The organism is Mycobacterium sp. (assembly GCF_965230835.1).
GTDB lineage: Bacteria > Actinomycetota > Actinomycetes > Mycobacteriales > Mycobacteriaceae > Mycobacterium.
Map to the genome: position 1 here is coordinate 2,618,296 of NZ_CBDDLW010000002.1, position 24,499 is coordinate 2,642,794.

The 24,499-nt window shown below is 63.6% G+C and carries 22 protein-coding genes and 1 pseudogene; 14 read left to right on the forward strand and 9 right to left on the reverse strand.

The features are described 5' to 3' along the window. Positions 1-24 precede the first annotated feature (24 nt). The gene (locus ACO07W_RS12395) at positions 25-462 is read left to right on the forward strand and encodes an SRPBCC family protein (RefSeq protein ID WP_421843554.1); all 438 of its coding nucleotides are present in this window, start codon (positions 25-27) and stop codon (positions 460-462) included. Here the strand turns inward: ACO07W_RS12395 and ACO07W_RS12400 are convergent. Beyond that, positions 459-1,220, reverse strand: coding sequence for an Rv3717 family N-acetylmuramoyl-L-alanine amidase (locus ACO07W_RS12400; protein ID WP_421843556.1), 762 nt, complete (start codon positions 1,218-1,220; stop codon positions 459-461). The two genes, ACO07W_RS12395 and ACO07W_RS12400, sit on opposite strands and share 4 nt — an antisense overlap. Positions 1,221-1,318: 98 nt before the next feature. Between ACO07W_RS12400 and ACO07W_RS12405 the strand changes: the two genes are divergently transcribed. Both ACO07W_RS12405 and recR read left to right on the forward strand, forming a co-directional pair. Continuing rightward, positions 1,319-1,717, forward strand: a complete 399-nt coding sequence (locus ACO07W_RS12405) for a YbaB/EbfC family nucleoid-associated protein (protein WP_421843558.1) — start codon at positions 1,319-1,321, stop codon at positions 1,715-1,717. A 12-nt stretch (positions 1,718-1,729) separates the two neighbouring features. Continuing rightward, entirely contained in the window at positions 1,730-2,341 is a 612-nt protein-coding gene (gene recR, locus ACO07W_RS12410) for a recombination mediator RecR (protein WP_421843560.1), read from the forward strand. A 69-nt stretch (positions 2,342-2,410) separates the two neighbouring features. Here the strand turns inward: recR and ACO07W_RS12415 are convergent, their stop codons facing one another. Further along, on the reverse strand, positions 2,411-3,118 hold the full coding sequence (locus tag ACO07W_RS12415; protein ID WP_421843562.1) for a type 1 glutamine amidotransferase: 708 nt from the start codon (positions 3,116-3,118) through the stop codon (positions 2,411-2,413). Beyond that, on the reverse strand, positions 3,111-4,349 hold the full coding sequence (locus ACO07W_RS12420; RefSeq protein ID WP_421843564.1) for a MurT ligase domain-containing protein: 1,239 nt from the start codon (positions 4,347-4,349) through the stop codon (positions 3,111-3,113). The genes ACO07W_RS12415 and ACO07W_RS12420 overlap by 8 nt, the downstream gene beginning before the upstream one ends. A gap of 130 nt (positions 4,350-4,479) precedes the next feature. Between ACO07W_RS12420 and ACO07W_RS12425 the strand changes: the two genes are divergently transcribed. After that, positions 4,480-5,469: a DEDDh family exonuclease gene (locus ACO07W_RS12425; protein WP_421843566.1), complete on the forward strand. Its 990-nt coding sequence runs from the start codon at positions 4,480-4,482 to the stop codon at positions 5,467-5,469. Between the two features lie 13 nt (positions 5,470-5,482). Here the strand turns inward: ACO07W_RS12425 and leuA are convergent, their stop codons facing one another. After that, positions 5,483-7,351 (reverse strand): 2-isopropylmalate synthase, encoded by a 1,869-nt coding sequence (gene leuA, locus ACO07W_RS12430; protein WP_421843568.1) that lies wholly within the window; start codon positions 7,349-7,351, stop codon positions 5,483-5,485. 318 nt (positions 7,352-7,669) lie between these two features. On the opposite strand from leuA, the gene ACO07W_RS12435 reads away from it, so the two are divergent. From ACO07W_RS12435 to egtE, 8 genes and pseudogenes are all read left to right on the forward strand, one after another. Continuing rightward, complete coding sequence (locus ACO07W_RS12435; RefSeq protein ID WP_421843570.1) at positions 7,670-8,935, forward strand: aspartate kinase; 1,266 nt, start codon at positions 7,670-7,672, stop codon at positions 8,933-8,935. 1 nt (position 8,936) lies between these two features. Then, positions 8,937-9,992, forward strand: coding sequence for an aspartate-semialdehyde dehydrogenase (locus ACO07W_RS12440; RefSeq protein ID WP_421843572.1), 1,056 nt, complete (start codon positions 8,937-8,939; stop codon positions 9,990-9,992). Positions 9,993-10,159: 167 nt separating this feature from the next. Further along, entirely contained in the window at positions 10,160-10,480 is a 321-nt protein-coding gene (locus ACO07W_RS12445) for a hypothetical protein (protein ID WP_421845960.1), read from the forward strand. A gap of 878 nt (positions 10,481-11,358) precedes the next feature. Continuing rightward, on the forward strand, positions 11,359-12,636 hold the full coding sequence (gene egtA, locus ACO07W_RS12450; RefSeq protein ID WP_421843574.1) for an ergothioneine biosynthesis glutamate--cysteine ligase EgtA: 1,278 nt from the start codon (positions 11,359-11,361) through the stop codon (positions 12,634-12,636). Beyond that, positions 12,633-13,940: an ergothioneine biosynthesis protein EgtB gene (egtB, locus tag ACO07W_RS12455; RefSeq protein WP_421843576.1), complete on the forward strand. Its 1,308-nt coding sequence runs from the start codon at positions 12,633-12,635 to the stop codon at positions 13,938-13,940. Before egtA ends, egtB begins: the two co-directional genes overlap by 4 nt. Further along, positions 13,940-14,648 (forward strand): annotated as a pseudogene (gene egtC / locus ACO07W_RS12460) (ergothioneine biosynthesis protein EgtC). Before egtB ends, egtC begins: the two are co-directional and overlap by 1 nt. Continuing rightward, positions 14,648-15,613 (forward strand): L-histidine N(alpha)-methyltransferase, encoded by a 966-nt coding sequence (gene egtD / locus ACO07W_RS12465; protein WP_421843578.1) that lies wholly within the window; start codon positions 14,648-14,650, stop codon positions 15,611-15,613. Before egtC ends, egtD begins: the two are co-directional and overlap by 1 nt. Further along, positions 15,610-16,755, forward strand: a complete 1,146-nt coding sequence (egtE, locus tag ACO07W_RS12470) for an ergothioneine biosynthesis PLP-dependent enzyme EgtE (protein ID WP_421843580.1) — start codon at positions 15,610-15,612, stop codon at positions 16,753-16,755. Before egtD ends, egtE begins: the two co-directional genes overlap by 4 nt. Before the next feature lie 40 nt (positions 16,756-16,795). Here the strand turns inward: egtE and ACO07W_RS12475 are convergent, their stop codons facing one another. Further along, positions 16,796-17,479 carry a class I SAM-dependent methyltransferase gene (locus ACO07W_RS12475; protein ID WP_421843582.1) on the reverse strand — a complete coding sequence of 228 codons (684 nt, stop codon included), beginning with the start codon at positions 17,477-17,479 and terminating at the stop codon, positions 16,796-16,798. A gap of 81 nt (positions 17,480-17,560) precedes the next feature. Beyond that, positions 17,561-18,397 (reverse strand): NAD(P)-dependent alcohol dehydrogenase, encoded by an 837-nt coding sequence (locus ACO07W_RS12480; RefSeq protein ID WP_421843584.1) that lies wholly within the window; start codon positions 18,395-18,397, stop codon positions 17,561-17,563. 135 nt (positions 18,398-18,532) lie between these two features. Here ACO07W_RS12480 and ACO07W_RS12485 point away from each other — a divergent pair, with 135 nt between their 5' ends. Then, positions 18,533-19,807 (forward strand): IS256 family transposase, encoded by a 1,275-nt coding sequence (locus ACO07W_RS12485; protein ID WP_421840071.1) that lies wholly within the window; start codon positions 18,533-18,535, stop codon positions 19,805-19,807. 42 nt (positions 19,808-19,849) lie between these two features. On the opposite strand, the gene ACO07W_RS12490 is transcribed toward ACO07W_RS12485, so the two are convergent. The 3 genes from ACO07W_RS12490 to ACO07W_RS12500 form a co-directional block, all read right to left on the reverse strand. Beyond that, positions 19,850-19,996, reverse strand: a complete 147-nt coding sequence (locus ACO07W_RS12490; protein ID WP_421843586.1) for a hypothetical protein — start codon at positions 19,994-19,996, stop codon at positions 19,850-19,852. Between the two features lie 125 nt (positions 19,997-20,121). Further along, positions 20,122-21,612, reverse strand: a complete 1,491-nt coding sequence (locus ACO07W_RS12495) for a glutamate--cysteine ligase (protein ID WP_421843588.1) — start codon at positions 21,610-21,612, stop codon at positions 20,122-20,124. Between the two features lie 150 nt (positions 21,613-21,762). Continuing rightward, positions 21,763-22,674, reverse strand: a complete 912-nt coding sequence (locus tag ACO07W_RS12500; RefSeq protein ID WP_421845961.1) for a class I SAM-dependent methyltransferase — start codon at positions 22,672-22,674, stop codon at positions 21,763-21,765. Between the two features lie 264 nt (positions 22,675-22,938). Here ACO07W_RS12500 and glpK point away from each other — a divergent pair, with 264 nt between their 5' ends. After that, positions 22,939-24,456, forward strand: coding sequence for a glycerol kinase GlpK (gene glpK / locus ACO07W_RS12505; protein ID WP_421843590.1), 1,518 nt, complete (start codon positions 22,939-22,941; stop codon positions 24,454-24,456). Positions 24,457-24,499: the final 43 nt, after the last annotated feature.

Consider the following 24,499-nt stretch of genomic DNA (forward strand, 5'->3'; position numbering starts at 1 on the left):
TCACAAGCAGAGGAGTTACGCCCGATGGGACAGGTGAGCGCAGCCAGCACAATCCTGATTGAGGCTGAGCCCGAGGCCGCACTTGCGGCAGTGGCCGATTTTCAGAACGTTCGCCCAAAGATCCTGTCCCCGCATTACAGCGATTACCAGGTGCTTCAGGGGGGTCAGGGGCAGGGCACAGTTGCCAAGTGGCGCTTGCAGGCAACGAAGTCGCGCAGTCGCGATGTGCAGGTCAACGTCGATGTCGCTGGCCACACCGTTATCGAGAAAGACGTGAACTCTTCGATGGTCACGAACTGGACAGTGGCCCCTGCTGGCCCCGGCTCCAGCGTCACCGTCAAGACTGCCTGGACTGGAGCCCAGGGTGTTAAAGGTTTCTTCGAGAAGACCTTTGCCCCCCTCGGGCTGAAGAAGATCCAGTCTGCGGTGTTGGACAACCTGAAGAAGGAACTGGAAGGCTAGCGCGCCTGGGCCTGGGCGGCGAGGAAGCCGGCAACGCCGCGGACCACTGCGTTGGCATATTTCTGTCGGCCCTGTGGGGTCTCCATCAACGCTGAGTCTGCGGGATTTTTCATGTTGCCCAACTCCACCAGGATGGATGGATACTGTGCCAGGTTGAGGCCGGCCAGGTCCGAACGCCCGTACAAGCCGTCTTTCCCGATGTAGTTGGCCGGTGGAATACCTGATGCCTTCAACTGGTCGCGCATGACTCGCGCGAACTGCACTGACGGTCCGGCCTGTGCTGCATTCAGTGGCGGTGCTGAATAGTTGACGTGAAATCCTCGGCCGGATGCTGGGCCGCCGTCGGCGTGCAGGCTGACTATCGCGTTGGGGTGCAACGCATTGGCCATGGCGGCGCGCTGATCAATACACGGCCCCAGCGCGTTGTCGTTGCCGCGTGACAGTGCGGTCCGCACCCGCAGCGCATTGAGCGCAGCGCGCACGCGAAGCGCGGTCTCCCAGTTCAACGTGTGTTCGGGATAGCCACTGTTCGACGACGTTCCGCTGGCCTGGCAGTTCTTCGTGCCGCCGCGGCCGGTCGGGACTTGACGGTTGATGGATGAATCGTTGGTCCCGTTGTGGCCAGGGTCGATGAACACGATCATCCCGGCGATATTGGAGGGGGCTGCGGTCGCGGTCGGTATGGCTGGCGTCGAAGCCGCCACAAGTATCGCCGCGACCACGGCGATCCCGACACGCAGGCTGACTCTGTGGTCCACCGCGCCAAAGTAACGCGCCGCCGTCTACGCTGAGTATTTCGAATCGCCCGACAACCGCAGGCGAAACCAAGTCGAGACCAAGATGCGAGGGGACTGTCATGCAACCCGGAGGCGACATGTCCGCACTGCTTGTCCAGGCGCAGCAGATGCAGCAGAAGTTACTGGAAGCTCAACAACAACTGGCGAACTCTGAGGTGCATGGTCAAGCGGGCGGAGGCTTGGTCAAAGTCGTCGTCAAAGGCAGTGGTGAGTTGGTCGGAGTGGTTATCGATCCCAAGGTTATGGACCCAAACGACATCGAAACCTTGCAGGACTTGATCGTGGGTGCCATGGCTGACGCGTCCAAGCAGGTCACCAAGATGGCGCAGGAGCGGCTGGGGGCGCTGGCCGGGGGTATGCGGCCGCCGGGCGCACCACCTGGTGGGCCTGCCGCACCGCCTGTACCACCTGGTGGGCCTGCGGCGCCGCCGGGCGGGCCGGGTATGCCAGGGATCTAGACCCGAGCCGGCATGTTTGAAGGACCCGTCCAGGATCTGATCGATGAACTTGGCAAGTTGCCGGGCATCGGGCCTAAGAGTGCGCAACGTATCGCTTTTCATTTGTTGTCGGTCGAACCGCCGGACATCGATCGGCTGACCGCCGTGTTGGCAAAGGTCCGCGACGGCGTGCGGTTCTGCGCGGTCTGCGGCAACGTGTCTGGCGACGAGCGGTGCCTAATCTGTGCCGATCCGCGCCGGAATGTCGCGCAGGTGTGCGTCGTCGAGGAGCCCAAGGACGTTCAGGCCGTCGAACGTACCCGCGAATTCCGCGGCCGATACCACGTCTTGGGTGGGGCACTCGATCCGCTGTCCGGGGTAGGCCCTGATCAGCTGCGGATCCGCGAACTGCTCAGCCGTATCGGTGAGCGGGTCGACGACGTCGACATCACCGAGGTGATCATCGCGACCGACCCCAATACCGAAGGCGAGGCGACCGCCACCTACCTGATGCGGATGCTGCGCGATATCCCCGGCTTGACCGTCACGCGGATCGCGTCCGGCCTGCCGATGGGCGGCGACTTGGAGTTCGCCGACGAGTTGACCCTCGGCCGCGCGTTCACCGGTCGCCGGGCGATGGCCTAACGTGCCCGCCTGCGCGAAGCGCAGTGCAATCGGGTATGAGTCATACAGCTGTGGATCACGTGGGTCGCTCTAGCGGGTGGCCAGCCGCTCGCGCCGCAATAGGTCAACTTCAGGCAGTTCGAGCGGCGCTAGTTGACCCACCGCGGTGCTGAGGAGTAGGTCGGCCAGTTCGGGATTACGGGCCAGGCACGGCCCGTGCATGTATGTCGCGATGACGCTACCGTGAACAACCCCATCAAAGCCGTCGCCGGCGCGGTTGCCGGCACCCTTGACTACCGTGCCCAGCGGTGTGGCCGCTGGGCCCAGCACGGTACCGCCGCGGTGGTTTTCGAAACCGGTCAAGGGTTGTGTCAGGCCGGCCGCTAGCGGCTTGCTGACCAGCTCGCCGATGGTGCGCTGATCTTGGGGCGTGGTGGTTGCATCGATCAGGCCCACCCCGTCGACTCGTTCTCCCGACGCCGTCTCGTACCACAGCCCCAGCACCTGTACGGCCGCGCAGATCGCTAACACGGGTGCGCCCCGGTCCGCCGCCCGTTGCAGCCCGGGATGCTTGACGAGATGTCTGGTGGCCAAGCGTTGCGCGTAGTCTTCGGCGCCACCAAGGGTGTAAATGTCCAGCGACTCCGGCACTGGGTCGGCGAGCGTGATCTCGACAATCTCGGCGGCAATGCCCCGCAGCACCAGCCGTTGGCGTAGCACCACGGCGTTGCCGCCGTCGCCGTAGGTCCCCATCACGTCGGGTAACACCAGCCCGATCCGCACCGTCGAATCAGCCACGGCGTGCCAGCGCTCGCTGTAGCTGAAGGAAGGCGGTGTAATTTGCGACGACTTCAATGTGCCCGGGTGGACAGGACGCGATGGCCGCCATGGTGTCGTGTATCAAGGTGTGCTCGACTCCCGCATACCCCAGGCGCACCGCTAAATCTGTGCCGCGTTCGCCGGCGGCTACCACGGGTGTTTCCTCGAAGTGCTCGAACCGCACATCCCACAGCCACGACAAGTCCTCCCCGTCGGGGACCTGGCCGTTGACCGAGATGACCACGCCGGCGGCGTGCTTATCCACCATTGATAGTGCTTCTTGCCAGCCGGCCGGGTTCTTAGCGAGTAGCAGCCGGACGGTGTGCTCGCCGAACTGGATGCTCCGGTAGCGGCCGGCCACTTCGTCTACCTTTGCGACAGCTGCGACGGCCAACAGGGGATCGGCGCCCAGGGCAGCAGCAGCGGCCACGGCTTGGGCGGCGTTGCCGCGGTTCACCGTACCTGGCAGCGCCAAGCGCATGGGCAGGTTCAGCCCACCGGGCCCGTACAGGTTGTCGGCGTCGAACCACCAATCCGGGCTGGGCCGGGCGAAGTCGGCGCCGGTGCTCGCCCATCGGCCGTGCTCGCGCATGATGACCTCGCCGCTGCGTGGGCAGCTGACCGAATCGCCGGACCACGAGCCCCCAGCAGCCACCCACACCACGTTTGGGCTGTCGTAGGCGGCTGATGTCATCAATACGTCGTCACAGTTGGCGATGACGACCGCTGTTGGGTGCCGGGCCAGCCCGGCGCGCAGCGTGCGTTCGATCACGTTGATCTCGCCAACTCGGTCCAGCTGGTCGCGGGACAAGTTGAGTAGAACGAAAGCACTCGGTGCCAGGGCGTCTGCTACGTGCGGCACGTGCATCTCGTCGACTTCCAGTGCGGCAAGCCTGGCGTTGCGGTTTGCGGCCAGGGCGGCAACGAGGCCCGCGTCCATGTTGGCGCCCTCGGTGTTGGTTGCGATTGTGTGATCGCGGTCCAGCGTCGCCAGCGCGGCCGCTGTCATCCGGGTAGTGGTCGATTTACCGTTGGTGCCGGTAATGATGACCGTGTTTCGGTTAGCCCCGAGCTGCCGCAAGATCGAAGGGTCCAGCGTCATTGCGACCAGGCCGCCGATCATCGCCCCAGCGCCGCGGCCGGTGAAGCGTGACGCCCAACGCGCGCTCGCTCCGGCGGCGAGAGCCAGGCGTGCGCGGGTCGTAGTCATCCGGGCAGTTTAAGGCGATCGCAGTCGCGGTGCTCTCGGCCGGGAGTATCGAGTTGCTCTTGTGCAGTTTCAGGGCCGACACGGTGCGCAACGGCCTGGTGCTGGCAGCCGGCCATGTCATCCTTCAGGTGTGGCACAAACCTGGGGTCGGCCCGCCGGTAACCCGGACGGGGGTTGGGCCGTGATCGACGTGGAGACCTCGGGATTCCGGCCGGGTCTGGCCCGGATTATCAGCCTTGCGGTGCTTGGCCTCGACTCCGGAGGTCAGATAGAGCAATCCGTGGTGAGTCTGCTCAATCCTGGGGTGGACCCGGGTCCTACCCACGTACATGGCCTGACGGCCTCCATGCTCGACGATCAGCCGCAATTCGCGGACATCGCCAACGATGTTGTCGAGGTTCTGCGCGGACGCACACTGGTGGCGCATAACGTGGCGTTCGACTATGGGTTTCTTGCCGCGGAGGCCGAGAACGTCAATGTCGAGCTTCCGGTCGACTCCGTCATGTGCACGGTCGAACTGGCTCGGCGGCTGGAGCTTGGCATCGTCAACTTGCGGCTGGAGACGCTGGCCGCGCACTGGGGCGTGACCCAGGAACGGCCGCACGACGCATTCGACGACGCGCTGGTGTTGACACATGTGTTGGCTGCCGCCCTCACCCGGGCCCGTGAACTAGGCGTCTGGTTGCCGTTGCGTCCGGTTACTCGGCGTCGGTGGCCGAACGGTCGGGTGACCCACGATGAGCTGCGGCCATTGAAGACATTGGCATCGCGGATGCCTTGTCCCTATCTCAACCCAGGCCGGTATGTCCGGGGCAGGCCGCTGGTCCAGGGGATGCGGGTAGCGCTGGCGGCCGAGGTGGGTCGGACCCATGAGGAGTTGGTGGAGAGGATCCTGCATGCCGGGTTGGCCTACACCGACACCGTCGACGAAGACACCTCGCTGGTGGTCTGCAATAAGGCCGCTCCGGAGCATGGGAAGGGCTACCACGCCCGGCAGCTGGGGGTGCCGGTGGTTTCCGACGCGCAGTTCCTAGCTTGTGTCGAGACCGTGGTCGGCGGCACCGGCATGGAGGAATTCGCCGACACCGCCTCGGGAGACGCGCAGCTGGCGCTCTTCTGACCGTCGGCGACTTTCAATCGCGTAGTGCCCGATTGACCGCCGACACCACCGCTCGCAACGACGCGACAGTGATCGACGGTGCAATACCCACGCCCCAAACCGTGCGGGCCGAGTTTTCTCCCGGCCCCGTTGCTTCCCCGGATTGCGCCACGTTTGCAACCGAAGCCTCCACGTAAGCCACGGCCTGGGCGTCGTCGCCAGCGCTCATTGCGTGTTCTGAGTAGTCCAGCACGGATGCTTCGAAGCCGACATGCCCCAGCGCGTCGACGAACGCGGCCACCGGCCCATTCCCGGCGCCGTCGATCTCGGTCTCTATCCCGTTGATCTTGACGGTCGCGGTGATCCGCGTCGTGCCACTGTCTTCTTCCGGAGCGTCGACGCGCTGCTTCATGCGCTCGAGCGGCCACACCGGGGCGAGGTACTCCTCGGAGAATGCATCCCACATCTCCTTGGGCGAGACTTCGCCGCCCTCACCGTCGGTGATCTTCTGAACCACTTGAGAAAACTCGATCTGTAACCGCCGAGGTAGCGCCAGGCCGTAGTCGGCTTTCATGATGTAGGCCACTCCGCCCTTGCCGGACTGCGAGTTGACCCGGATCACTGCCTCGTAGGTACGCCCGACGTCCTTGGGGTCGATCGGCAGATAGGGCACTTGCCACAGCATGTCGTCGACGTCGGTATCCGCGGCGTCCGCGTCGAATTTCATCGCGTCCAGGCCCTTGTTGATGGCGTCCTGGTGACTGCCGGAGAAGGCGGTGTAGACGAGGTCTCCGCCGTAGGGGTGACGCTCGTGGACCGGCAGCTGGTTGCAGTACTCCACCGTGCGCCGGATCTCGTCGATGTTTGAGAAGTCGATCTGTGCGTCCACACCGCGGGAAAACAGGTTTAGTCCGAGCGTCACCAGACAGACGTTGCCGGTGCGTTCGCCGTTGCCGAACAGGCACCCCTCGATCCGGTCGGCGCCTGCCTGGTAGCCCAATTCGGCTGCGGCAACAGCGGTTCCCCGGTCGTTGTGCGGATGCAGGCTCAGGATGACGGAGTCGCGGTTGGCGAGGTTGCGGCTCATCCATTCGATTGAGTCGGCGTAGACATTGGGGGTGGCCATCTCCACGGTGGCCGGAAGGTTGAAGATGATCGGGTTGTCCGGCGTCGGTTTAATGACTTCGCCCACGGCGTCGCACACTTGTCTGGCGTAGTCCAGTTCGGTCCCGGTGTAGGACTCCGGAGAGTACTCGAACCGCCACTGCGTGCCGGGGTACTTGGCGGCCTGCTCGACGCACTTGCGGGCGCCCTCGGTAGCGATAGCTTGCACGGCTTCCTGGTCGGCGCGAAAGACCACCTGGCGTTGCAGTATCGACGTCGAGTTATAGAAGTGCACGATGACCCGCGACGCGCCTTCGCACGCCTCGAACGTGCGCTCAATTAGTTCGGGCCGGCATTGAGTCAGCACTTGGATGGTGACGTCGTCGGGAACGGCGCCGTCGGTAATGATCGCCCGGACGAAATCGAAGTCGGTTTGGCTGGCCGACGGGAAGCCGACTTCGATCTCCTTGTAACCCATGCGAACCAGAAGTTCGAACATGCGTCGCTTGCGGGCCGGGCTCATCGGGTCAATCAGCGCCTGGTTGCCGTCACGCAGATCCACCGCGCACCATAGTGGCGCGCGACTGATGACGCGGTCGGGCCAGGTGCGGTCGGCTAACCGGATGGGCTCGACTTCCTCGGCGAACGGCCGGTAGCGGTTGACCGGCATCGACGAACCGCGTTGGGGATTCCATGAAGGTTGGCCAGGGCCTGGTGGGCCCGCTGGTTTGACGATGGATCGGCTCGACCGAAACGCGTCGCGGGAATCGGGGCTAGAAGAGGGAGAAAAGTTGGTCACGATGGCTGCTCCGGGTGATAAGCGGGGTAGTGAGAAGGAAACCTCAGACCGGCACGTCGCCAAGCACCCGCGACGGGTAGCCGGTCTGGATCAGACCCCGTCGCGGCGTCCGAGGAGGAGCACCCGCTGCACAACCCGAACTCTACCGCTATCGGCCCAATGAAGAAAATATCGCCAGCACCGTCTATGGCTGGCGGGTAGCTGGCGGCAGCGCGGCGAACGCGCAATGCGGCGGCACGTATCCTGTTGTGGACTTAAGCCGCAGCAATTGCAGACCGCGACCAAGTGCGGCCACTCCGAGACGGGGAAAGAAATACAGTGGCGCTCGTCGTGCAGAAGTACGGCGGATCCTCGGTGGCTGACGCCGAGCGGATTCGTCTCGTCGCCGAACGGATCGTCGAGACCAAAAAGCAGGGCAATGACGTTGTTGTCGTGGTCTCGGCTATGGGTGACACCACCGACGACTTGCTGGACCTCGCTCAGCAGGTATGCCCGGTCCCACCGCCCCGGGAACTCGACATGCTGCTGACCGCCGGTGAACGCATCTCCAACGCGCTGGTAGCCATGGCCATCGAGTCGCTGGGCGCTCATGCCCGGTCGTTTACTGGGTCGCAGGCCGGGGTGATAACCACCGGAACCCACGGCAACGCGAAGATCATCGACGTCACGCCGGGCCGTCTGCAAGCCGCCCTCGAGGAAGGTCGGATCGTGTTGGTCGCCGGCTTCCAGGGGGTGAGTCAGGACAGCAAGGACGTCACCACGCTGGGGCGGGGCGGCTCGGACACCACGGCGGTCGCCTTAGCCGCCGCGCTGGGCGCCGACGTCTGCGAGATTTACACCGACGTCGATGGCATTTTCAGTGCTGACCCACGAATTGTGCCCAACACCCGCAGGCTGGACACGGTGACCTTCGAAGAGATGCTTGAGATGGCGGCCTGCGGCGCCAAGGTGCTGATTTTGCGTTGCGTGGAATATGCACGTCGGCACAACATTCCCGTACACGTCCGCTCGTCCTATTCGGACAAACCGGGCACCGTCGTCGTCGGATCGATCAAGGACATACCCATGGAAGACCCCATTCTGACCGGTGTCGCACACGACCGCAGCGAGGCCAAGGTGACGGTTGTCGGGCTGCCCGATATCCCGGGGTACGCAGCCAAGGTGTTCCGGGCGATCGCCGACGCCGAAGTCAACATCGACATGGTGCTGCAGAACGTCTCCAAGGTCGAGGACGGCAAGACCGACATCACTTTCACCTGCTCGCGAGACTCTGGGCCCATCGCGGTGGCCAAGCTGGACTCGCTCAAGGAGGACATTGGATTCACCGAGTTGCTCTACGACGACCACATCGGCAAGGTGTCGCTGATCGGGGCCGGCATGCGCAACCATCCTGGGGTCACGGCGACCTTCTGCGAGGCGCTGGCCGCCGTCGGGGTCAATATCGACCTAATCTCCACCTCCGAGATCCGGATCTCGGTGCTGTGTCGGGATGCTGAGCTCGACAAGGCAGTGGTTGCGTTGCATGAGGCATTCGGGCTCGGGGGCGAGGAGGAGGCGACTGTCTACGCGGGGACGGGACGCTAAATTGAGGCGTCCGGGTGTTTCGGTAGGGATCGTCGGTGCCACCGGCCAGGTCGGCCAGGTGATGCGCGCACTGCTAGAGGAGCGTGACTTCCCGGCGACAACGGTGCGTTTCTTCGCTTCGGCTCGCTCGCAGGGCCGCAAGCTTGCTTTCGGCGGCCAAGAGATCGAGGTCGAAGACGCCGAGACCGCTGATCCGCGCGGCTTGGATATCGCCTTGTTCTCCGCCGGTTCGGCGACGTCGAAGGCGCAGGCGCCTCGGTTCGCGGCGGCCGGCGTGACAGTGATCGACAACTCATCGGCGTGGCGCAAGGATCCGGACGTGCCGTTGGTGGTGTCCGAAGTGAACTTCTACCGGGATGTGGGCGACGCTCCCGCTTTGGGCAAGGGCATCATCGCCAATCCGAACTGCACCACCATGGCAGCGATGCCTGTGCTTGCGGTGCTGCACAAGGAAGCTCGGCTGGTGCGGATCGTGGTCTCGACCTATCAGGCAGTTTCGGGCAGCGGTCTAGCCGGGGTGGGTGAACTTTCCGCGCAGCTGCGCGCTGCCGCCGGTGACGCCGAACAGCTGGTGCACGACGGTGCGGCTATCGAGTTCCCGGCGCCCCAGAAATATGTTGCGCCGATCGCGTTCAATATCGTGCCGCTGGCCGGTTCCCCGGTGGAGGACGGCTCCGGCGAGACCGACGAGGACCAGAAACTGCGTCACGAGAGCCGCAAGATCCTCGGCATCCCCGATCTGCTAGTCAGCGGTACGTGTGTCCGGGTTCCTGTGTTCACCGGCCACTCGCTGTCGATTAACGCCGAGTTCGAGCGGCCTCTTGGTCCGGAGCGCGCCCGCGAGCTGCTCGCCGGCGCACCCGGTGTGAAGCTGGTCGACGTGCCGACGCCGCTGGCTGCGGCTGGCATAGACGAATCCCTGGTCGGCCGTGTCCGTCGCGATTCCGGAGTGCCCGATGGGCGTGGTTTGGCCTTGTTCGTTTCCGGCGACAACCTTCGTAAAGGGGCGGCATTGAATACGATCCAGATCGCGGAGCTGTTGGTCGCCAGTAGGTGACCTGTGTTTCGCGGCCCGCGTCGGGTGGTGTTGGTTCGAAGCGGTTGCGGCCGCAGTGAGCTCCGTCAAAAACTCCGAACCGCCGGTGGTTCCGGAAGAGGACATGGCCCGGCTCACAGCTGCTTCATAACCAGCGCATAGCCGCGACCATTGTTTGTGCGGGCATTATTCGATGTATGAGTGAAACATCAGACACACCAGCTGTGCCAACTGCCCCAGCCGCGGCACCGCACCAGACCCCCAAGGTGTTCAAGGCGGCGGCATGGGTCGTTGTCGCTGCGGGCACCGTGTTCATCGTCGCGGTCATCTTCTTCAGTGGCTACACCATTGGCAAGCACGATGGCTATCGAGGCTTTCATCATCTGCGGTACCCCAAGGAGCACGCGATGCTCAACTTGCGTCCGGCGACCCCGCACGGTGGACCCGCGTCTGGGCATCACGGTGGGCCAGGCCACGTTCCGCGATCGGCGGCTCCTACTGCCCCGTAGGCCTGCCTAGAGCGGTCATCTAGCAGAGCTATGACTTGAGCGAGCAGCCCGGTGCTCATACGAGCACCGGGCTGCATCAATCGCGGCAACTTTGTCGGTGTAACTTGCCCCGGCGAACGCAGCCCGGCCCGATGCTCATCTTGGGCGCAGTACTTTCTGCGCACCACCAATGTCTCCACTACGGCCACCAGCGCGGCGGCATCGTCAATCCCGCTTGCGCGGAAGTTGGTTTGGTGTTGTCGCTATGGGCGTCGACCGCTGCTGGGTCCCAGCGGTTCGCTGAAACTATCGCGGCATGCCGCAGGCAGTGCGGCATGCCATTGCGACGCGGGGCCGGAATTTCGCCACCTGCGGCTGGATGACTCGGCTTTTGCGGTGTGAACTGTGCGGACTGGTTTGCTACCTGACAATCTGCGGTAGAGAACGTAGCCTCCGATGTCGAGTGGTTTACCCGGCTGATACGAGGTGGGTCGAGCGATGTGCGACCGTTGCCGGATCTTGTGTGCCGGCTGATCGGCCCATCACACAACGGAAGGGAGCAATGCCCATGTTGTTCATGTCGGGGGCTGCACTGGCGTGACGTGGTGCGAGCCTTTCGCGGTCGCGCTGGTTGGTGCAGCGGGCACCAGCACGGCGCAGATACCGCTCCCCGGTTCATCGTCGGCGAGCCAATGCTTGGCGAAGTGTTATTCCACGTCACCGCGGTGGATGGCGTCGTGGCGGCCGTTTGCTATCCAGCGCCGCGCGGACGCTGTTTCAGTCTGTCGGGAATATATCGGTACGGTCGGGGGATGGAATGTGCGCGGCTATCGTTTCGATAGCCGAACGCAACGAGATATCCGTGACGCGCACCGTTTGGACCGGGAGGGATCGGTGATATGGCGATAGCCGCCGCGTCGCAGCTCGATCAGACGGGCTTGGCTGAGGAGGAACTCGCGGATTCATCGGCGACAGCCCAGTACATAGCAGACGCCTGCCTGTCGGACACACCGATCGGGCGAATCGGTCTTGAGGTGGAGGTGCACTGCTTCGACCCGGGCGATCCGCACCGTAGGCCCGCCTGGAGTGAAATCAGTGGCGTTATTCAGGCACTACCGGCCATGCCCGGTGGCAGCGCGGTCACCGTCGAGCCTGGTGGCGCCGTGGAGCTGTCAGGTCCGCCCGAAGACGGTATCATGCCCGCCATCGACGCGATGACCCGTGACCAGGCGGTACTGCAGTCGGCCTTCACTGACGCCGGACTTGGATTGGTTTCGCTGGGCGCCGACCCCCTGCGCCCGCCGATGCGGATAAACCCAGGGGCACGCTATAAGGCGATGGAGCAGTTCTTCACCGCCAGCGATACCGCGGTAGCCGGCGCAGCGATGATGACATCGACTGCCTCGATCCAAGTCAATCTGGATGCTGGTCCGCAGGCCGGATGGGCGGAGCGGGTTCGGCTAGCGCACGCTTTGGGGCCGACGATGATCGCAATCGCAGCCAATTCTCCGATGCTGAGTGGAGAATTCTCCGGTTGGGTGTCTACTCGGCAACGGGTCTGGGGCCAGATGGATTCCGCGCGCTGTGGGCCCGTCTTGGGAGCCAACGGCGACGATCCCGGCACCGACTGGGCGCATTACGCGTTGAAAGCTCCGGTGATGCTGGTGCATAGTCCGGAAGCCGAGCCGGTCACGCAGTACGTGCCATTCGCCGAATGGGTGGACGGGCGGGTTCTGCTTGGTAATCGCCGGCCGACTATCGCCGACCTGGAATACCACTTGACAACACTGTTTCCGCCGGTGCGGCCCCGGGGGTGGCTGGAAATTCGTTACCTCGACAGCATGCCCGATACTGTCTGGCCGGCCGTGGTGTTCACACTGGTGACGTTGTTGGACGATCCGGCTGCGGCCTGCTTGGCGGCTGAAGCCGTCGAACCGGTGGCGACAGCGTGGGACACGGCAGCTCGGCTGGGTCTCGGCGACCGTCGGCTTTGGGAGGCGGCCAACCGGTGTGTGGCCGTCGCCGCCGAGAAAGCGCCGGTGGGGCTCGTGGAGTCGATGCAGCAGTTGGTTCGCAATGTGGAACGGGGCAGCTGCCCTGGCAGCGAATTTTCCGACCAGGTGACCGAGGGCGGCATCGCGCCGACCGTCGCGCGGCTGGTGCAAGGGGGTCTGTGATTTCCCGGGAGAAGCTTGCCGACGACATGGCGCGGGCGCGGGCGCGGACGTTGCAGCTGGTCGATTTCGACGATGCCGAGCTCTGCCGCCAATACGACTCGTTGATGAGCCCGCTGGTGTGGGACCTGGCGCACATTGGACAACAGGAAGAGTTGTGGTTGCTGCGGGGCGGCGACCCGGAGCGGCCCGGGATTTTGCCGCGTTCCGTTGAGGGCCTTTACGACGCATTCGAGCACTCGCGCGCCAGTCGTGTCGATCTGCCGCTGCTGTCTCCGCAGCGGGCTCGCTCGTACTGCCGGGCAGTGCGGTCAGCGGCCCTGGATGCTCTCGATGACCTGGCCGAAGGTTACGACGGTTTCGTGTTCGGGTTGGTGGTCAGCCACGAAAACCAACACAACGAAACCATGCTGCAGGCATTGAACCTGCGCTCGGGCCCGCCGCTGTTGCGCACGAACTCCGCGCTGCCTGCCGGCTTGCCGGCAGCGGCCGGAACCTCGGTTCTGGTGCCTGGCGGACCGTTCGTCTTGGGGGTGGATGCGGCCGACGAACCGTATTCATTGGACAACGAACGCCCGGCGCACATCATCGATTTGCCGGCTTTTCGGATTGGCCGGGTTCCCGTCACCAACGGTGAATGGCAGCATTTCATCGACGACGGTGGCTACGAGGTATCACAGTGGTGGTCCCAGCGTGGCTGGGAGCATCGGCAGGTGGCGGGCCTGACCGGGCCGCAATTCTGGAGTCCCGACGGTCGAACGCGGACTCGGTTCGGTGTCGTTGAAGATATCCCCGCTGACGAGCCGGTGCAGCATGTCACTTACTTCGAGGCGCAGGCGTACGCAGCGTGGGCTGGCGGCCGGTTGCCCACGGAGGCCGAATGGGAGAAGGCATGTGTCTGGGATCCGCGGACTGAGTCTCGGCTTCGCTATCCGTGGGGCGACATGGAACCCGCTGACAACCTCGCCGCCAAAGCGAACTTGGGTGGCACAGCACTGCGCCCAGCGCCGGTCGGTGCGTATCCGTCCGGCGCGTCGCCTTGCGGCGCCGAGCAGATGTTAGGTGACGTCTGGGAGTGGACCAGCTCGCCGCTGCGCCCTTGGCCCGGGTTTGTCCCGATGATCTACCAGCGTTACTCGCAGCCGTTCTTCGGCGGTGATTACCGCGTGCTGCGCGGCGGGTCATGGGCGGTCGAGTCCGCAATCCTGCGACCCAGTTTCCGCAATTGGGATCACCCGTACCGCCGGCAGATTTTCTCCGGCGTCCGGTTGGCGTGGGACGTTCCCGGCGCGGCGGAGCCCGCCTGATGTGCCGTCACCTCGGCTGGCTCGGCGCCAGCCTGCCGGTATCCTCGTTGGTGCTGGACCCGCCGCAGGGTTTGCGGGTGCAATCGTATGCGCCGCGCCGGCAAAAGAACTGTCTGATGAACGCCGACGGTTGGGGCGTAGGTTTTTTCGACGACACCGTTCCTCGGCGCTGGCGCAGTTCGGCGCCGCTGTGGGGAGACGCGTCGTTCGCCTCGATTGCGCCAGCCCTACGCAGCCACTGCGTGGTGGCTGCGGTGCGCTCGGCGACAGTGGGGATGCCGATCGAAGCCAGCTCGACCGCCCCCCTTCACTGATGGCCACTGGTTGTTGTCGCACAACGGAGTTGTTAATCGGGAGATACTGCCACCGGATTCCTCTGCCGAGTCATCTTGTGACAGTGCGGTTCTCGCGGCTACGCTCTTTGCGCGCGGATTGGACTGCCTGGGCGACACCATCGCCAAGATTGGGGAGGCCGACCCAGGTGCTCGTCTTAATGTGCTGGCTGCCAATGGGTCTCGACTTCTCGCTACCACCTGGAATGAGACGCTATCCATTCTGCGGCGCGCCGATGGGGTAGTGCTGGCCAGCGAACCCTACGACGATGACCCAGCCTGGGACGACGTGCCGGACCGCCATTTGGTGGAAGTCACCAGCGATCGGGTCACATTCACCTCTCTACAACCCTCTGGACCTCCGAAAGGACCTTGATGACACTGTCGTTGTCGAATCATCTGGCCGAAGACTCGGCGTATCAGGCATTGTGCCGTGACGTGCTCGCCGGACTGCAGAAGACACCGAAATCGTTGCCGCCCAAATGGTTTTATGATGCGGTGGGTGGCGAATTGTTCGACGAGATCACCCGGTTGCCCGAGTACTACCCAACTCGAGCGGAAACTGAAATCCTGCGGACCCGATCGGCTGATGTCGCATCGGCCAGCAAGGCTGACACCTTAGTTGAGCTGGGTAGTGGCACGTCGGAAAAAACCAGGTTGTTGCTCGACGCGCTGCGTGATCGAGGATCGTTGCGTAGATTCGTCCCGTTCGATGTTGATGCCAGTATGCTGTCGGCTACGGCGGGCGCTATCCAGCGTGAATACCCAGGCGTCGAGATTCACGCGGTCTGTGGTGATTTCGAGGAACATCTGGGTGAGATTCCGAGTAGCGGACGGCGTTTGTTCGTATTCCTTGGGTCGACTATTGGCAACCTCGCGCCTGGTCCCAGGACAGAGTTCTTGGCGACGTTGGCGGCGGTCATGCGGCCCGGCGACAGCTTGCTGTTGGGCACCGACCTGATCAAGGACACGGCCCGCCTGGTACGCGCCTATGACGACGCCGCCGGCGTGACGGCACGGTTCAATCGCAATGTGCTCGCGGTGATCAACCGGGAACTTGACGGTGACTTCGATATTGAGGCTTACGAACATGTCGCCCGCTGGAACATCGAAGAAGATCGGATCGAAATGTTGCTACGGTCTGACCGTTGTCAGCGAGTCAGTGTCGGCGCGCTCGACTTGACTGTAGATTTCGCCGCTGGCGAGGAGATGCTCACCGAAGTTTCATGCAAGTTCAGGCCGGAGGCGGTCAGTGCTGAACTGGTCGGCGCGGGTCTGCGCCGTATTCGGTGGTGGACCGATGACGCCGGCGACTTCGGGTTGTCGCTCGCGATCAAGTGACCCAGAGCGACACTCTGGCCGACCGATGGCGGACGGCTCGGCCTGCGGCCGCCGGGCTGCACCTGGACAGCGCGGCGTGCTCGCGTCAGAGTTTCGCTGCACTTGAGGCAGCTGCCCAACACGCGCTACGCGAGGCTGAGGTCGGTGGATATGTCGCGGCTGATGCTGCTATACCTGTGCTCGACGAGGGACGGGCCGCGGTTGCCGCCTTAAGTGGCATTCCTGACGCTGAGGTGATTTACACCACCGGCTCGTTGCAGGCGCTGGATCTTCTGCTCGGTAGTTGGCGGGCGGAGAAAAGGACTTTGGCTTGTTTACCCGGAGAATATGGCCCCAACCTGGCAGTGATGGCCGGCCGCGACTTCATGGTGCGGCCACTGCCGACCCTCAGTGATGGGCGAGTAGCCCTCGACGATGCGGCGTTCGTGCTCGCCGCAGATCCGCCAGACCTGATGCACCTGACCGTGGTGGCGAGCCACCGCGGCGTCGTGCAACCGCTTGCGATGATTGCGGAGCTTTGCCGCGAGCTTGGATTGCCGCTGGTTGTGGACGCTGCGCAGGGGCTCGGTCAGGTGGATTGCGCGGTGGGCGCCGATGTCGTCTATTCGTCGTCGCGCAAATGGATCGCCGGGCCACGCGGTGTCGGTGCGTTGGCCGTATGCCCAGCATTGATGCAGCGGCTGTGTCCACGACCGCCAGCGCCGGAGTGGGCGCCACCGCTGTCTGTGGCTCAAAGACTCGGTTTCGGTGAAGCCAATATTGCTGCGCGAGTGGGTTTTTCGACGGCTTTAGGTGAGTATCTGGCGTCCGGACCGGAGGCTTTGCGAGCGCATTTGGCTGAGCTGGGGGCGACCGCTCGAACCGTGCTGGCCGATGTGCGGGGTTGGCAGGTGGTCGAAGAGGTGGAAGAGCCGAGCGCGATTACAACGCTGGCTCCGGTCGACGGGGCCGATCCGGCGGAGGTCCGAGCATGGTTGCTCGCAGAGCGGCAGATCCTGACTACGTGCGCGGGAGTGGAGCGGGCGCCGTTGGAGCTGACGGCTCCGGTGCTGCGGATTTCGCCCCACGCCGACACGACAGCTGATGACCTGGCAACTTTCGCTGAAGCCCTGGCCGCAGCTACCGCAGCGACCGCAGCGTAAGCCGCCTCGCGGTGCTTAGCGTTGACACCGCGGTCGGTTCTCAGCCTGCCTTATGAGCTGTAAGCAGGTAGGCGGGGAACTTCACCCGGTCCTTGTCGTCTCGGCCATGCGGGGGTTCTGGCATATCGGGAGCCGCAGGAACATTGGCGTGGATATGGGCGGGTCGAACCTCGTCAATCTCCCAATACCTGCTCACCGCGGCGCGCAACTCCGCCTCGTCCACTTCGTTTGGCTTGACTTCCAGCTCGGCGGGGAAGGCGCCTTTGGCGAAAACCAGGACGTAATAGCTGGCGCCCGGTGCGGCCGCCCGGTGAACAGCGCTCAAGTAGTTGTCGCGGCGTTCGACCGGCAGCGAATGAAACAGCGTGCTGTCGATCACCGTGGCGAACCGGTTTTCGGATCCAGGTGGGTAGGCTTCGAATGAGGTGATGTCGGCTTGGGCAAAGCTGACAGTAGTCAACCCGCGTTCCTGGGCGGCTTTCGTGGCAGCGGTAATAGCGGTGGGCGTGATATCGATGCCGAGTACCGTGAACCCGTCCGCACCCAACGCCAGGGAAAGCTCAGCGAAGCCGCATCCAGCGTCTAGTACATCGCTTCGGATCATGCCGGCTCGGATCAGCGCTGCTAGTTCCGGCTGCGGCTCACCGATGTTCCACGGCGGGGGACCTTCAAAGACGCCCTGTCCTTGGTAGGCATCATCCCAGTCCATCACTTCTGGTGCCATGTGCCCAAGCTACTCGCGCCCGGTAACGGTGTCATGGGCTGCCATCGTTACCGATGCGGCACTTTCGACTGACACCCAGTCTCAGGGCTCTAGGATCAGTTTGCCGGTCATTCGGCTGGTTTGGCTCAGTCGATGGGCCTTTTCCGCACTCGTGAGCGGTAGCTTCTGAGCGATGGCCACACGCAGCTTGCCCGCGGCGATGGCGGCCACCAATGGTTCCAGCCGCTTGCCCGTGGGCCGGCCCAAAATAGCTTTGGATTTGAACGGGGGCATGAGGGCCTGAATCGCGGCACTGGGCTTGTCACCGGCCACCATGATGTGGCGCCCGCGCGACGATAGCAGAGATCGGCAGCGAGCACCGGAATAGCTGCCCACGCAGTCGATAACGAGGTGAAAAGGCAGATAAGGTTTGGCTTGTGCGAGTGCGTCGCCCTGGTTGTAATCGAGGACAAGGTCGGCTCCTAAGCCCTTAACCAGCTCTACGTTCCTCGTCGAGCAAACGCCGGCCACGAAGGCGCCTTCCAACTTGCCGATCTGGACTGCCAGCTGGCCCACGCCGCCGGAAGCGCCGAGCACCAACACCCGCCGGTCGGCTGGATCCACCTGGCGGATGCGCCCAAGATCCACCAGCGCCATCCAGGCGGTGACACCGCCCACGGGCAAGGCGGCGGCGATGTCGATGTCCACGGCGTCCGGGACGCGGCAGAGCTGGTCCTCACGCACCACGACGGTGTCTGCGTAGGAACCGCGCTGGCCCCGGGCGAAGTTGGTGCCGCCAACCACCCGGTCGCCGGGGGCGACACGTGTCACGCCCGGGCCGACTGACTCGACCACACCGGCGAAGTCCACCCCGACCACCACCGGCGGCTTCGGTCCTAGCAACCGAGCGGCGAGCCTGAGCGGCCCGGAGCTGCGCATCTTCCAGTCGGTCGCGTCTCATCGCTGGTGTAAATGGTCACGGGCGTAGGTTCCGTCGCAACCGACGAAAGCTATGAAGGAGGGGCTACGCCCGTGACCAAGCGAGTATCGCCGATTGAGCGTGTGCGTGTTGAGATGGATCAGTTGTTCGCCGCGACCGAGCGGCCGTTGACCGAGATTTTGGAGGAGGTCGGGCGGTTATCGGTGCGTCTGGTGTTTCAGGTCGCCGTGGAGGCCGAGGTAGAAGCAGTGTTGGGCCGAGCCCGTCACCAGCGTCGGGTTCAGGACGGCCCGGGCGGGTACCGCAATGGGTATCAACCGCCGGCGACGGTGAAGACCACGATGGGCTCGGTCGAATTATGCCGCCCGAAACTACGCGACACCGACGAGCGGTTCTGTTCGCGGCTATTCGGTGCCGGGGTGACGCGCACCCACGCTCTGGAGGCGTTGGTGATTTCGGGATGGGTGCGCGGTTTGTCGGATCGCGACATCGAGGCCGCGTTGGCCGAGGTGCTGGGCTCGCAGGCGGCGTTGTCGCGCTCGACGGTGAGCCGGATTTGTGCGGCCATCAAAGACGAGTTCGCTGCGTGGTCGTCTCGACGCCTTGATGAGCTGGTGTTGGACTACCTGTTCTTGGATGCCTCGAACTTTCGGATGCATCCCAACGCCCCGGCCGAGCCGGTGCTGGCCGCCTGGGGCATCTGCACCGACGGCAAGCCCCTGTTTATTGGGCTGGCCCCAGCCGCAGCGGAGTCGGCTGATGCGTGGGCCGACTTCTTGGCTGACCTGAGGAACCGGGGACTACGCCCGCCGCTACTGGGCATCTCCGACGGGGCGCCGGGCCTGATCGCCGCATGGGAGACCACGTTTCCGGCAAGCCTGCGTCAGCGGTGTCTGATCCATCGCTGCCGTAACGTCATCGCCAAGACACCTGTCGCGGTCCAGGACGAGATCAAAGCCGCGTTCTGGTCGATCTTCGATGACATTGACCAGCCACCCGGCCAGCAGGCCGTGGATGAAGCCACCCGCCGCGCCGAGGAGTTCACCACCACATACCGCGGGCTCTACCCAGCCGCGGTCGCTTGCCTGGCCAACGACTTCGCCTCGCTGAGCGTGCATTTGCGCTTCCCCCGCCAACACTGGACACGCATCCGCCATTCCAACCTCATCGAACGCACCTTCGGAGAATCCCGTCGCCGGGTCAAGGTCATCGGCCGCCTACCCGGCGAAACCAGCTGTCTGTCGCTGGTATGGGCCGTCCTCGACCGCGCCAGCCGCGGCTGGCGCGGAGTCACCCAAACATCAGCGACCAGCCGCCACCTCCAAGAACTACGCCACCAACTGCTCGAGCCACCCCGCCCACTGCATCCCCCCACCACAACAACCACGACCGACACCACCGCCGCGTAACATGACCACCAGGAACATGCGCCCAGCGTTTTTACACCAGTCCTAAGACGCCACCTTCCAGTCAACCGGGTTGACTCCGCTCGCCTGGACATGCACTCGGATTTCTCCTGTGCCAGGTTCGGGGGTGGGTAGCTCTAAGAGCTCAAGCGGCTCTTCGCGACCCCAGGTCCGCTGTGCCATGGCTTTCATGGTCCTGAGGCTAGTGCGCAACGGGCTGGGTAGGGCACGGATCAGATTAGTGTGTGCTCTAGGCCTGAGGCCGATCGCGGGAAGCGGCTCAGGACGGTGGCCGCGGCTCTGCTGGCGGGCTGGGATCAAGACGACCGGGTCACGTCGGCGCTCCAGGTATGTACCGGTGCGTTGGTGTGCATGTTCTCGCAGTACTGTCGCAGCATCTCAGCCAGTGCTGCGGGCCTGGTCAGCCCACTTTTTTCGAGGGTCCGTACGGTGGAGACTTGCCAGCTTGACCCGTTGCAGCCGGTCTTGGCTCGTCCCTCAATGACGCCCAGAAATCGGTCGCGTACCTCGGCGTTGACGCCCCAACGCTGCAGTCCCGTGTGGGCCAGCGGCAACAATGTGTCCAACACCAATTCCTGTGCGGCCACTTCACCTAAACCCGGCCACCGTAGCCGGGCGTTCATGCCATACTGGGCCGCTTCCAAGAAATTTTCCTGTGCCCCAGCGAAACTCATCCGTGCCCACAGCGGTTCGTCCGCTTCGGCCAAGACGCGCAACATGCCGTAGTAGAAGGCCGAATTCGCAAGCATGTCAACGACGGTCGGTCCTGCCGGCAACACCCGGTTTTCCAGCCGCAGATGTGCGCGCCCGTCCACGACGTCGTAAACGGGTCGATTCCACCGGTAAACCGTGCCGTTGTGCAGCCGCAGCTCGGAGAGCTGTGGGCTGCGGCCGGCCGCCAGCGCGGCGGCCGGGTCCTCGTCGGACACCTCGGGCAGCAGCGACGGAAAGTAGTCGATGTTTTCTTTGAACAGGTCGAGGATCGAGGCGATCCACTGTTCGCCGAACCACACCCGGGGGCGAACGCCTTGGGTCTTCAGCTCCTCGGAACGGGAGTCTGTGGATTGTGTGAACAGCTCGATGCGGGTTTCCGACCAGAGTTGGTGGCCGAAGAAGAATGGCGAGTTCGCGCCCAGTGCCAGCTGCGGACCGGCTAGCAGCTGAGCCGCATTCCAGTTGCTCGCGAAGTCCGTTGGTGCTACCTGCAAATGCAATTGCATGCTAGTGCAAGCGGATTCGGGACCGATGGACGCGGCATGCCAGCTCAGCGGCTCAGGCCCGCTGATATTGATCGGGATGTCCTCGTCGCGGTCGGCGCAGATTGACGCGTTGAGGGCCGCGTACCGAGGCGATTTGCTCATCCAGCCGCCGCTGAAATGGCGTGGCATCACAGTGGGAAGAATGCCGATCATCACGATGTGGGCCCCGCCGGAGTTGGCCTTGGTTTCTGCTTCGTTGAGGCTGGCCCGCACTTCCTTTTCCAGCTCAAGGCCAGCGTCTCCGCGCAATGGCCGGGGCGGCACATTGAACTCGATGTTGTAGGCGCCCAGTTCGGCCTGGTAAGCCGGATCCGCAATGGCGGCCAGCACATTCTGGTTGGACATAACGGGCTGGTAGTTGGCATCGACAAGGTCGCACTCGATCTCCATGCCGGTCAGGGGCTGTTCGCAATCGAAACGAGATTGCGCCAACATTGTCTCGAGGGCGTCTAAGCACCCTCGCATCTTGCGCCGGTATTCCCGCCGGTCCTTGGAGTCATACGTGGCGCGTTCGACCTCGTCGCCCATATCGCCGATGGAACAGGTTTACCTACGTGCGCGCAACCTGTCGCTATCGGGAATCCCGGTTAAACCTCGCGAACGCACGAGGGCCCGGCGGTAGCCGTGCGGCAGGGCGACCTCAGATCAAGTCAGCGAGTGCACGCAGGTCAACGCGGGTTAGGAACCGGCGACCGCGACGCAGTAATAGTGGTCGGTGATGCTGGCCTGGCCGTCGGCGCGGCGTAGCACGGGCAAACTGTTGTTGGCCAGCAACTGATCGAGAGACGTGCGTGTCGAACTCCAGCCACAACCTTCAAGGTAGGCGGCAACGTCGTTGCGTTGGCCGGTGTAGGCCAAGTCATCAATGCTGACATCGAGACCGTGTTGATACCACTTTTGGTGTGCTGGTGCCAAAGCCTGCTTGGTTTCGGCCGAACTCCAAAAGCTCTCCGCGATAAGCCGACTGCCGGTGGCACTGAGGGCAGTGATGGTGTCCAGCAGGCGATCCTGGGCATCCGGGGGCAAGTATGCGAGGAGGCCCTCGGCCACCCAAGCAACGGGCTGTTTGGTGTCGAACCCGGCACGACGCAGTGCCGAAGGCCAGTCGTGCCGCAGATCGATAGCGACTGAGCGCAGCTCGGATGTCGGTTCGGCGCCGAGGCCGGCAAGTGTCGTGGTCTTGAATTCGATGACTTGCGGCTGATCAATCTCGAATACTGTCACTGCAGGCGGCCAAGGTAGGCGATATCCGCGTGTGTCAAGGCCGGAGGCCAAAAGGACAACCTGGCAGATACCCGCGCTTGTCGCGTCGGCGAGGAAAGAATCGATGTAGCGAGTACGCGCTACCTGGACGTCAGTCATCTGCCGCATGCCCCAGACGGCATCGGGTATATCGACATCAGCGGATGTGAGCTCGCCGGCCGCCCAAAGAGAGAAAAACTCAATACCGACCGCCCGCACCAGTGGCTCGGCGAAACGGTCTTCGATCAGCCCGTCCTTAGTGGCGCGGGCCCGTCCGGCGGCCACCATGGTCGCGGTGGCCCCTACGCTGGCCGCTAGGTCCCAGCTGTCATCGTCGGTGCGCTCCATCAGTTGGTCCTCCCGGCCGTATCCTCGTCGGTTAGTCACTGTAGTGAGCCAAGAAGACCCGGTAGCAGGTGGGATTGAGCCCGCGAATGCGAAGTCGAGAACACGGCGTCACCGGCGCGAACGTCAGCCGAATTGATCGAAACGTCGCACCCCTGAGATGGATGGCCGCCGCGTGGCAACCTGGCAAAGTCGAGGATGCCGATGGCCACCTAGACCATCATGGATGATATAAGGCAGCGTCCTACGTCCTAGCAAGGAGCGCAGTTGGCCGAGTTTGTCGCCGCTATCGATCAAGGCACTACGAGCACCCGCTGCATGATTTTCGACCACGACGGTGCCGAAGTAGCGCGCCACCAGCTTGAACACGAGCAGATCCTGCCCCGAGCTGGTTGGGTCGAGCACAACCCGGTCGAAATTTGGGAGCGTACCGTCGCTGCGCTCGCATCGGTGCTAAACAGCGCCAAGATGTCAGCAAAAGATATTGCGGCGCTGGGTATTACGAACCAGCGTGAGACGACGTTGGTATGGAATAGACGAACCGGCAGGCCCTACTGCAACGCGATTGTCTGGCAGGACACCCGGACCGACCGCATCGCGTCAGCGCTAGACCGAGATACCCGCGGAGCGGTGATCCGCCATAAGGCCGGTCTGCCGCCGGCGACCTATTTTTCGGGTGGAAAGTTGCAATGGATCCTGGAGAACGTAGACGGGGTGCGGGCTGCGGCGCAGCGTGGCGAAGCCCTATTCGGTACCGCCGACACCTGGGTGCTGTGGAATCTCACCGGAGGTCCACGCGGCGGTGTGCACGTCACCGATGTGACCAACGCCAGCAGGACCATGCTCATGGATCTGGAGACACTGGACTGGGACGACGAGCTGCTGTCCTATTTTTCGGTACCTCGGTCGATGCTGCCCTCGATTGAGCCGTCGTCGCCGCTGCAGCCTTATGGCGTCACGTTAGATGGCGGTCCGATGGGTGGCGAGGTGCCCATTGCTGGGGTTCTCGGCGATCAGCACGCGGCGATGGTCGGCCAGGTGTGTCTTGATCAGGGGGAAGCGAAGAACACCTACGGTACCGGCAACTTCTTGCTGCTAAATACTGGTGAAAGCATCGTGCGGTCCAGCAATGGGCTCCTGACCACTGTGTGCTACCAGTTTGGGAACGCGAAACCCGTTTATGCGCTTGAGGGTTCGATCGCGGTAACTGGTTCGGCAGTGCAGTGGCTACGTGACCAGTTGGGCATCATCAGCGGTGCCGCGCAGAGTGAGTCGTTGGCGCGGCAGGTCGCCGACAACGGCGGAGTGTATTTCGTGCCAGCTTTTTCGGGTTTGTTCGCGCCGTATTGGCGATCCGATGCGCGCGGCGCGATCGTGGGACTCTCGCGTTTCAACACCAACGCGCACGTTGCGCGCGCCACGTTGGAGGCGATCTGCTACCAGAGCCGGGATGTGGTGGATGCCATGGAAGCAGATTCCGGTGTGCGACTTGAGGTGTTGAAGGTTGATGGCGGGATAACTGCCAACGACCTGTGTATGCAGATTCAAGCTGATGTCCTAGGGGTCGATGTGGTGCGGCCGGTAGTCGCCGAGACCACTGCGTTAGGTGCTGCCTACGCTGCCGGATTGGCAGTCGGCTTTTGGGCCAACCCGTCTGAATTGCGGGCTAATTGGCGAGAAGACAAGCGGTGGACGTCGGGATGGACCGATGAGAAGCGCGCGGCGGGATACGCGGGTTGGCGCAAGGCGGTACAGCGCACCCTGGAATGGGTCGACGTTTCTTAACGTGTCCACGTGTGGGTAATCATCGGCGGTACGGTCGACCACC

Excerpts from the sequence above, each read along its gene's own strand:
- ACO07W_RS12495 (WP_421843588.1), bottom strand. The coding sequence starts at position 21,612 with ATGGGCGACGAGGTCGAACGCGCCACGTATGACTCCAAGGACCGGCGG.
- ACO07W_RS12500 (WP_421845961.1), bottom strand. The coding sequence starts at position 22,674 with ATGGAGCGCACCGACGATGACAGCTGGGACCTAGCGGCCAGCGTAGGG.
- ACO07W_RS12485 (WP_421840071.1), top strand. The coding sequence starts at position 18,533 with ATGGATCAGTTGTTCGCCGCGACCGAGCGGCCGTTGACCGAGATTTTG.
- egtD (WP_421843578.1), top strand. The coding sequence starts at position 14,648 with ATGACACTGTCGTTGTCGAATCATCTGGCCGAAGACTCGGCGTATCAG.
- egtA (WP_421843574.1), top strand. The coding sequence starts at position 11,359 with ATGGCGATAGCCGCCGCGTCGCAGCTCGATCAGACGGGCTTGGCTGAG.
- recR (WP_421843560.1), top strand. The coding sequence starts at position 1,730 with ATGTTTGAAGGACCCGTCCAGGATCTGATCGATGAACTTGGCAAGTTG.
- ACO07W_RS12420 (WP_421843564.1), bottom strand. The coding sequence starts at position 4,349 with ATGACTACGACCCGCGCACGCCTGGCTCTCGCCGCCGGAGCGAGCGCG.
- ACO07W_RS12490 (WP_421843586.1), bottom strand. The coding sequence starts at position 19,996 with ATGAAAGCCATGGCACAGCGGACCTGGGGTCGCGAAGAGCCGCTTGAG.
- ACO07W_RS12395 (WP_421843554.1), top strand. The coding sequence starts at position 25 with ATGGGACAGGTGAGCGCAGCCAGCACAATCCTGATTGAGGCTGAGCCC.
- ACO07W_RS12475 (WP_421843582.1), bottom strand. The coding sequence starts at position 17,479 with ATGGCACCAGAAGTGATGGACTGGGATGATGCCTACCAAGGACAGGGC.
- ACO07W_RS12405 (WP_421843558.1), top strand. The coding sequence starts at position 1,319 with ATGCAACCCGGAGGCGACATGTCCGCACTGCTTGTCCAGGCGCAGCAG.
- ACO07W_RS12480 (WP_421843584.1), bottom strand. The coding sequence starts at position 18,397 with ATGCGCAGCTCCGGGCCGCTCAGGCTCGCCGCTCGGTTGCTAGGACCG.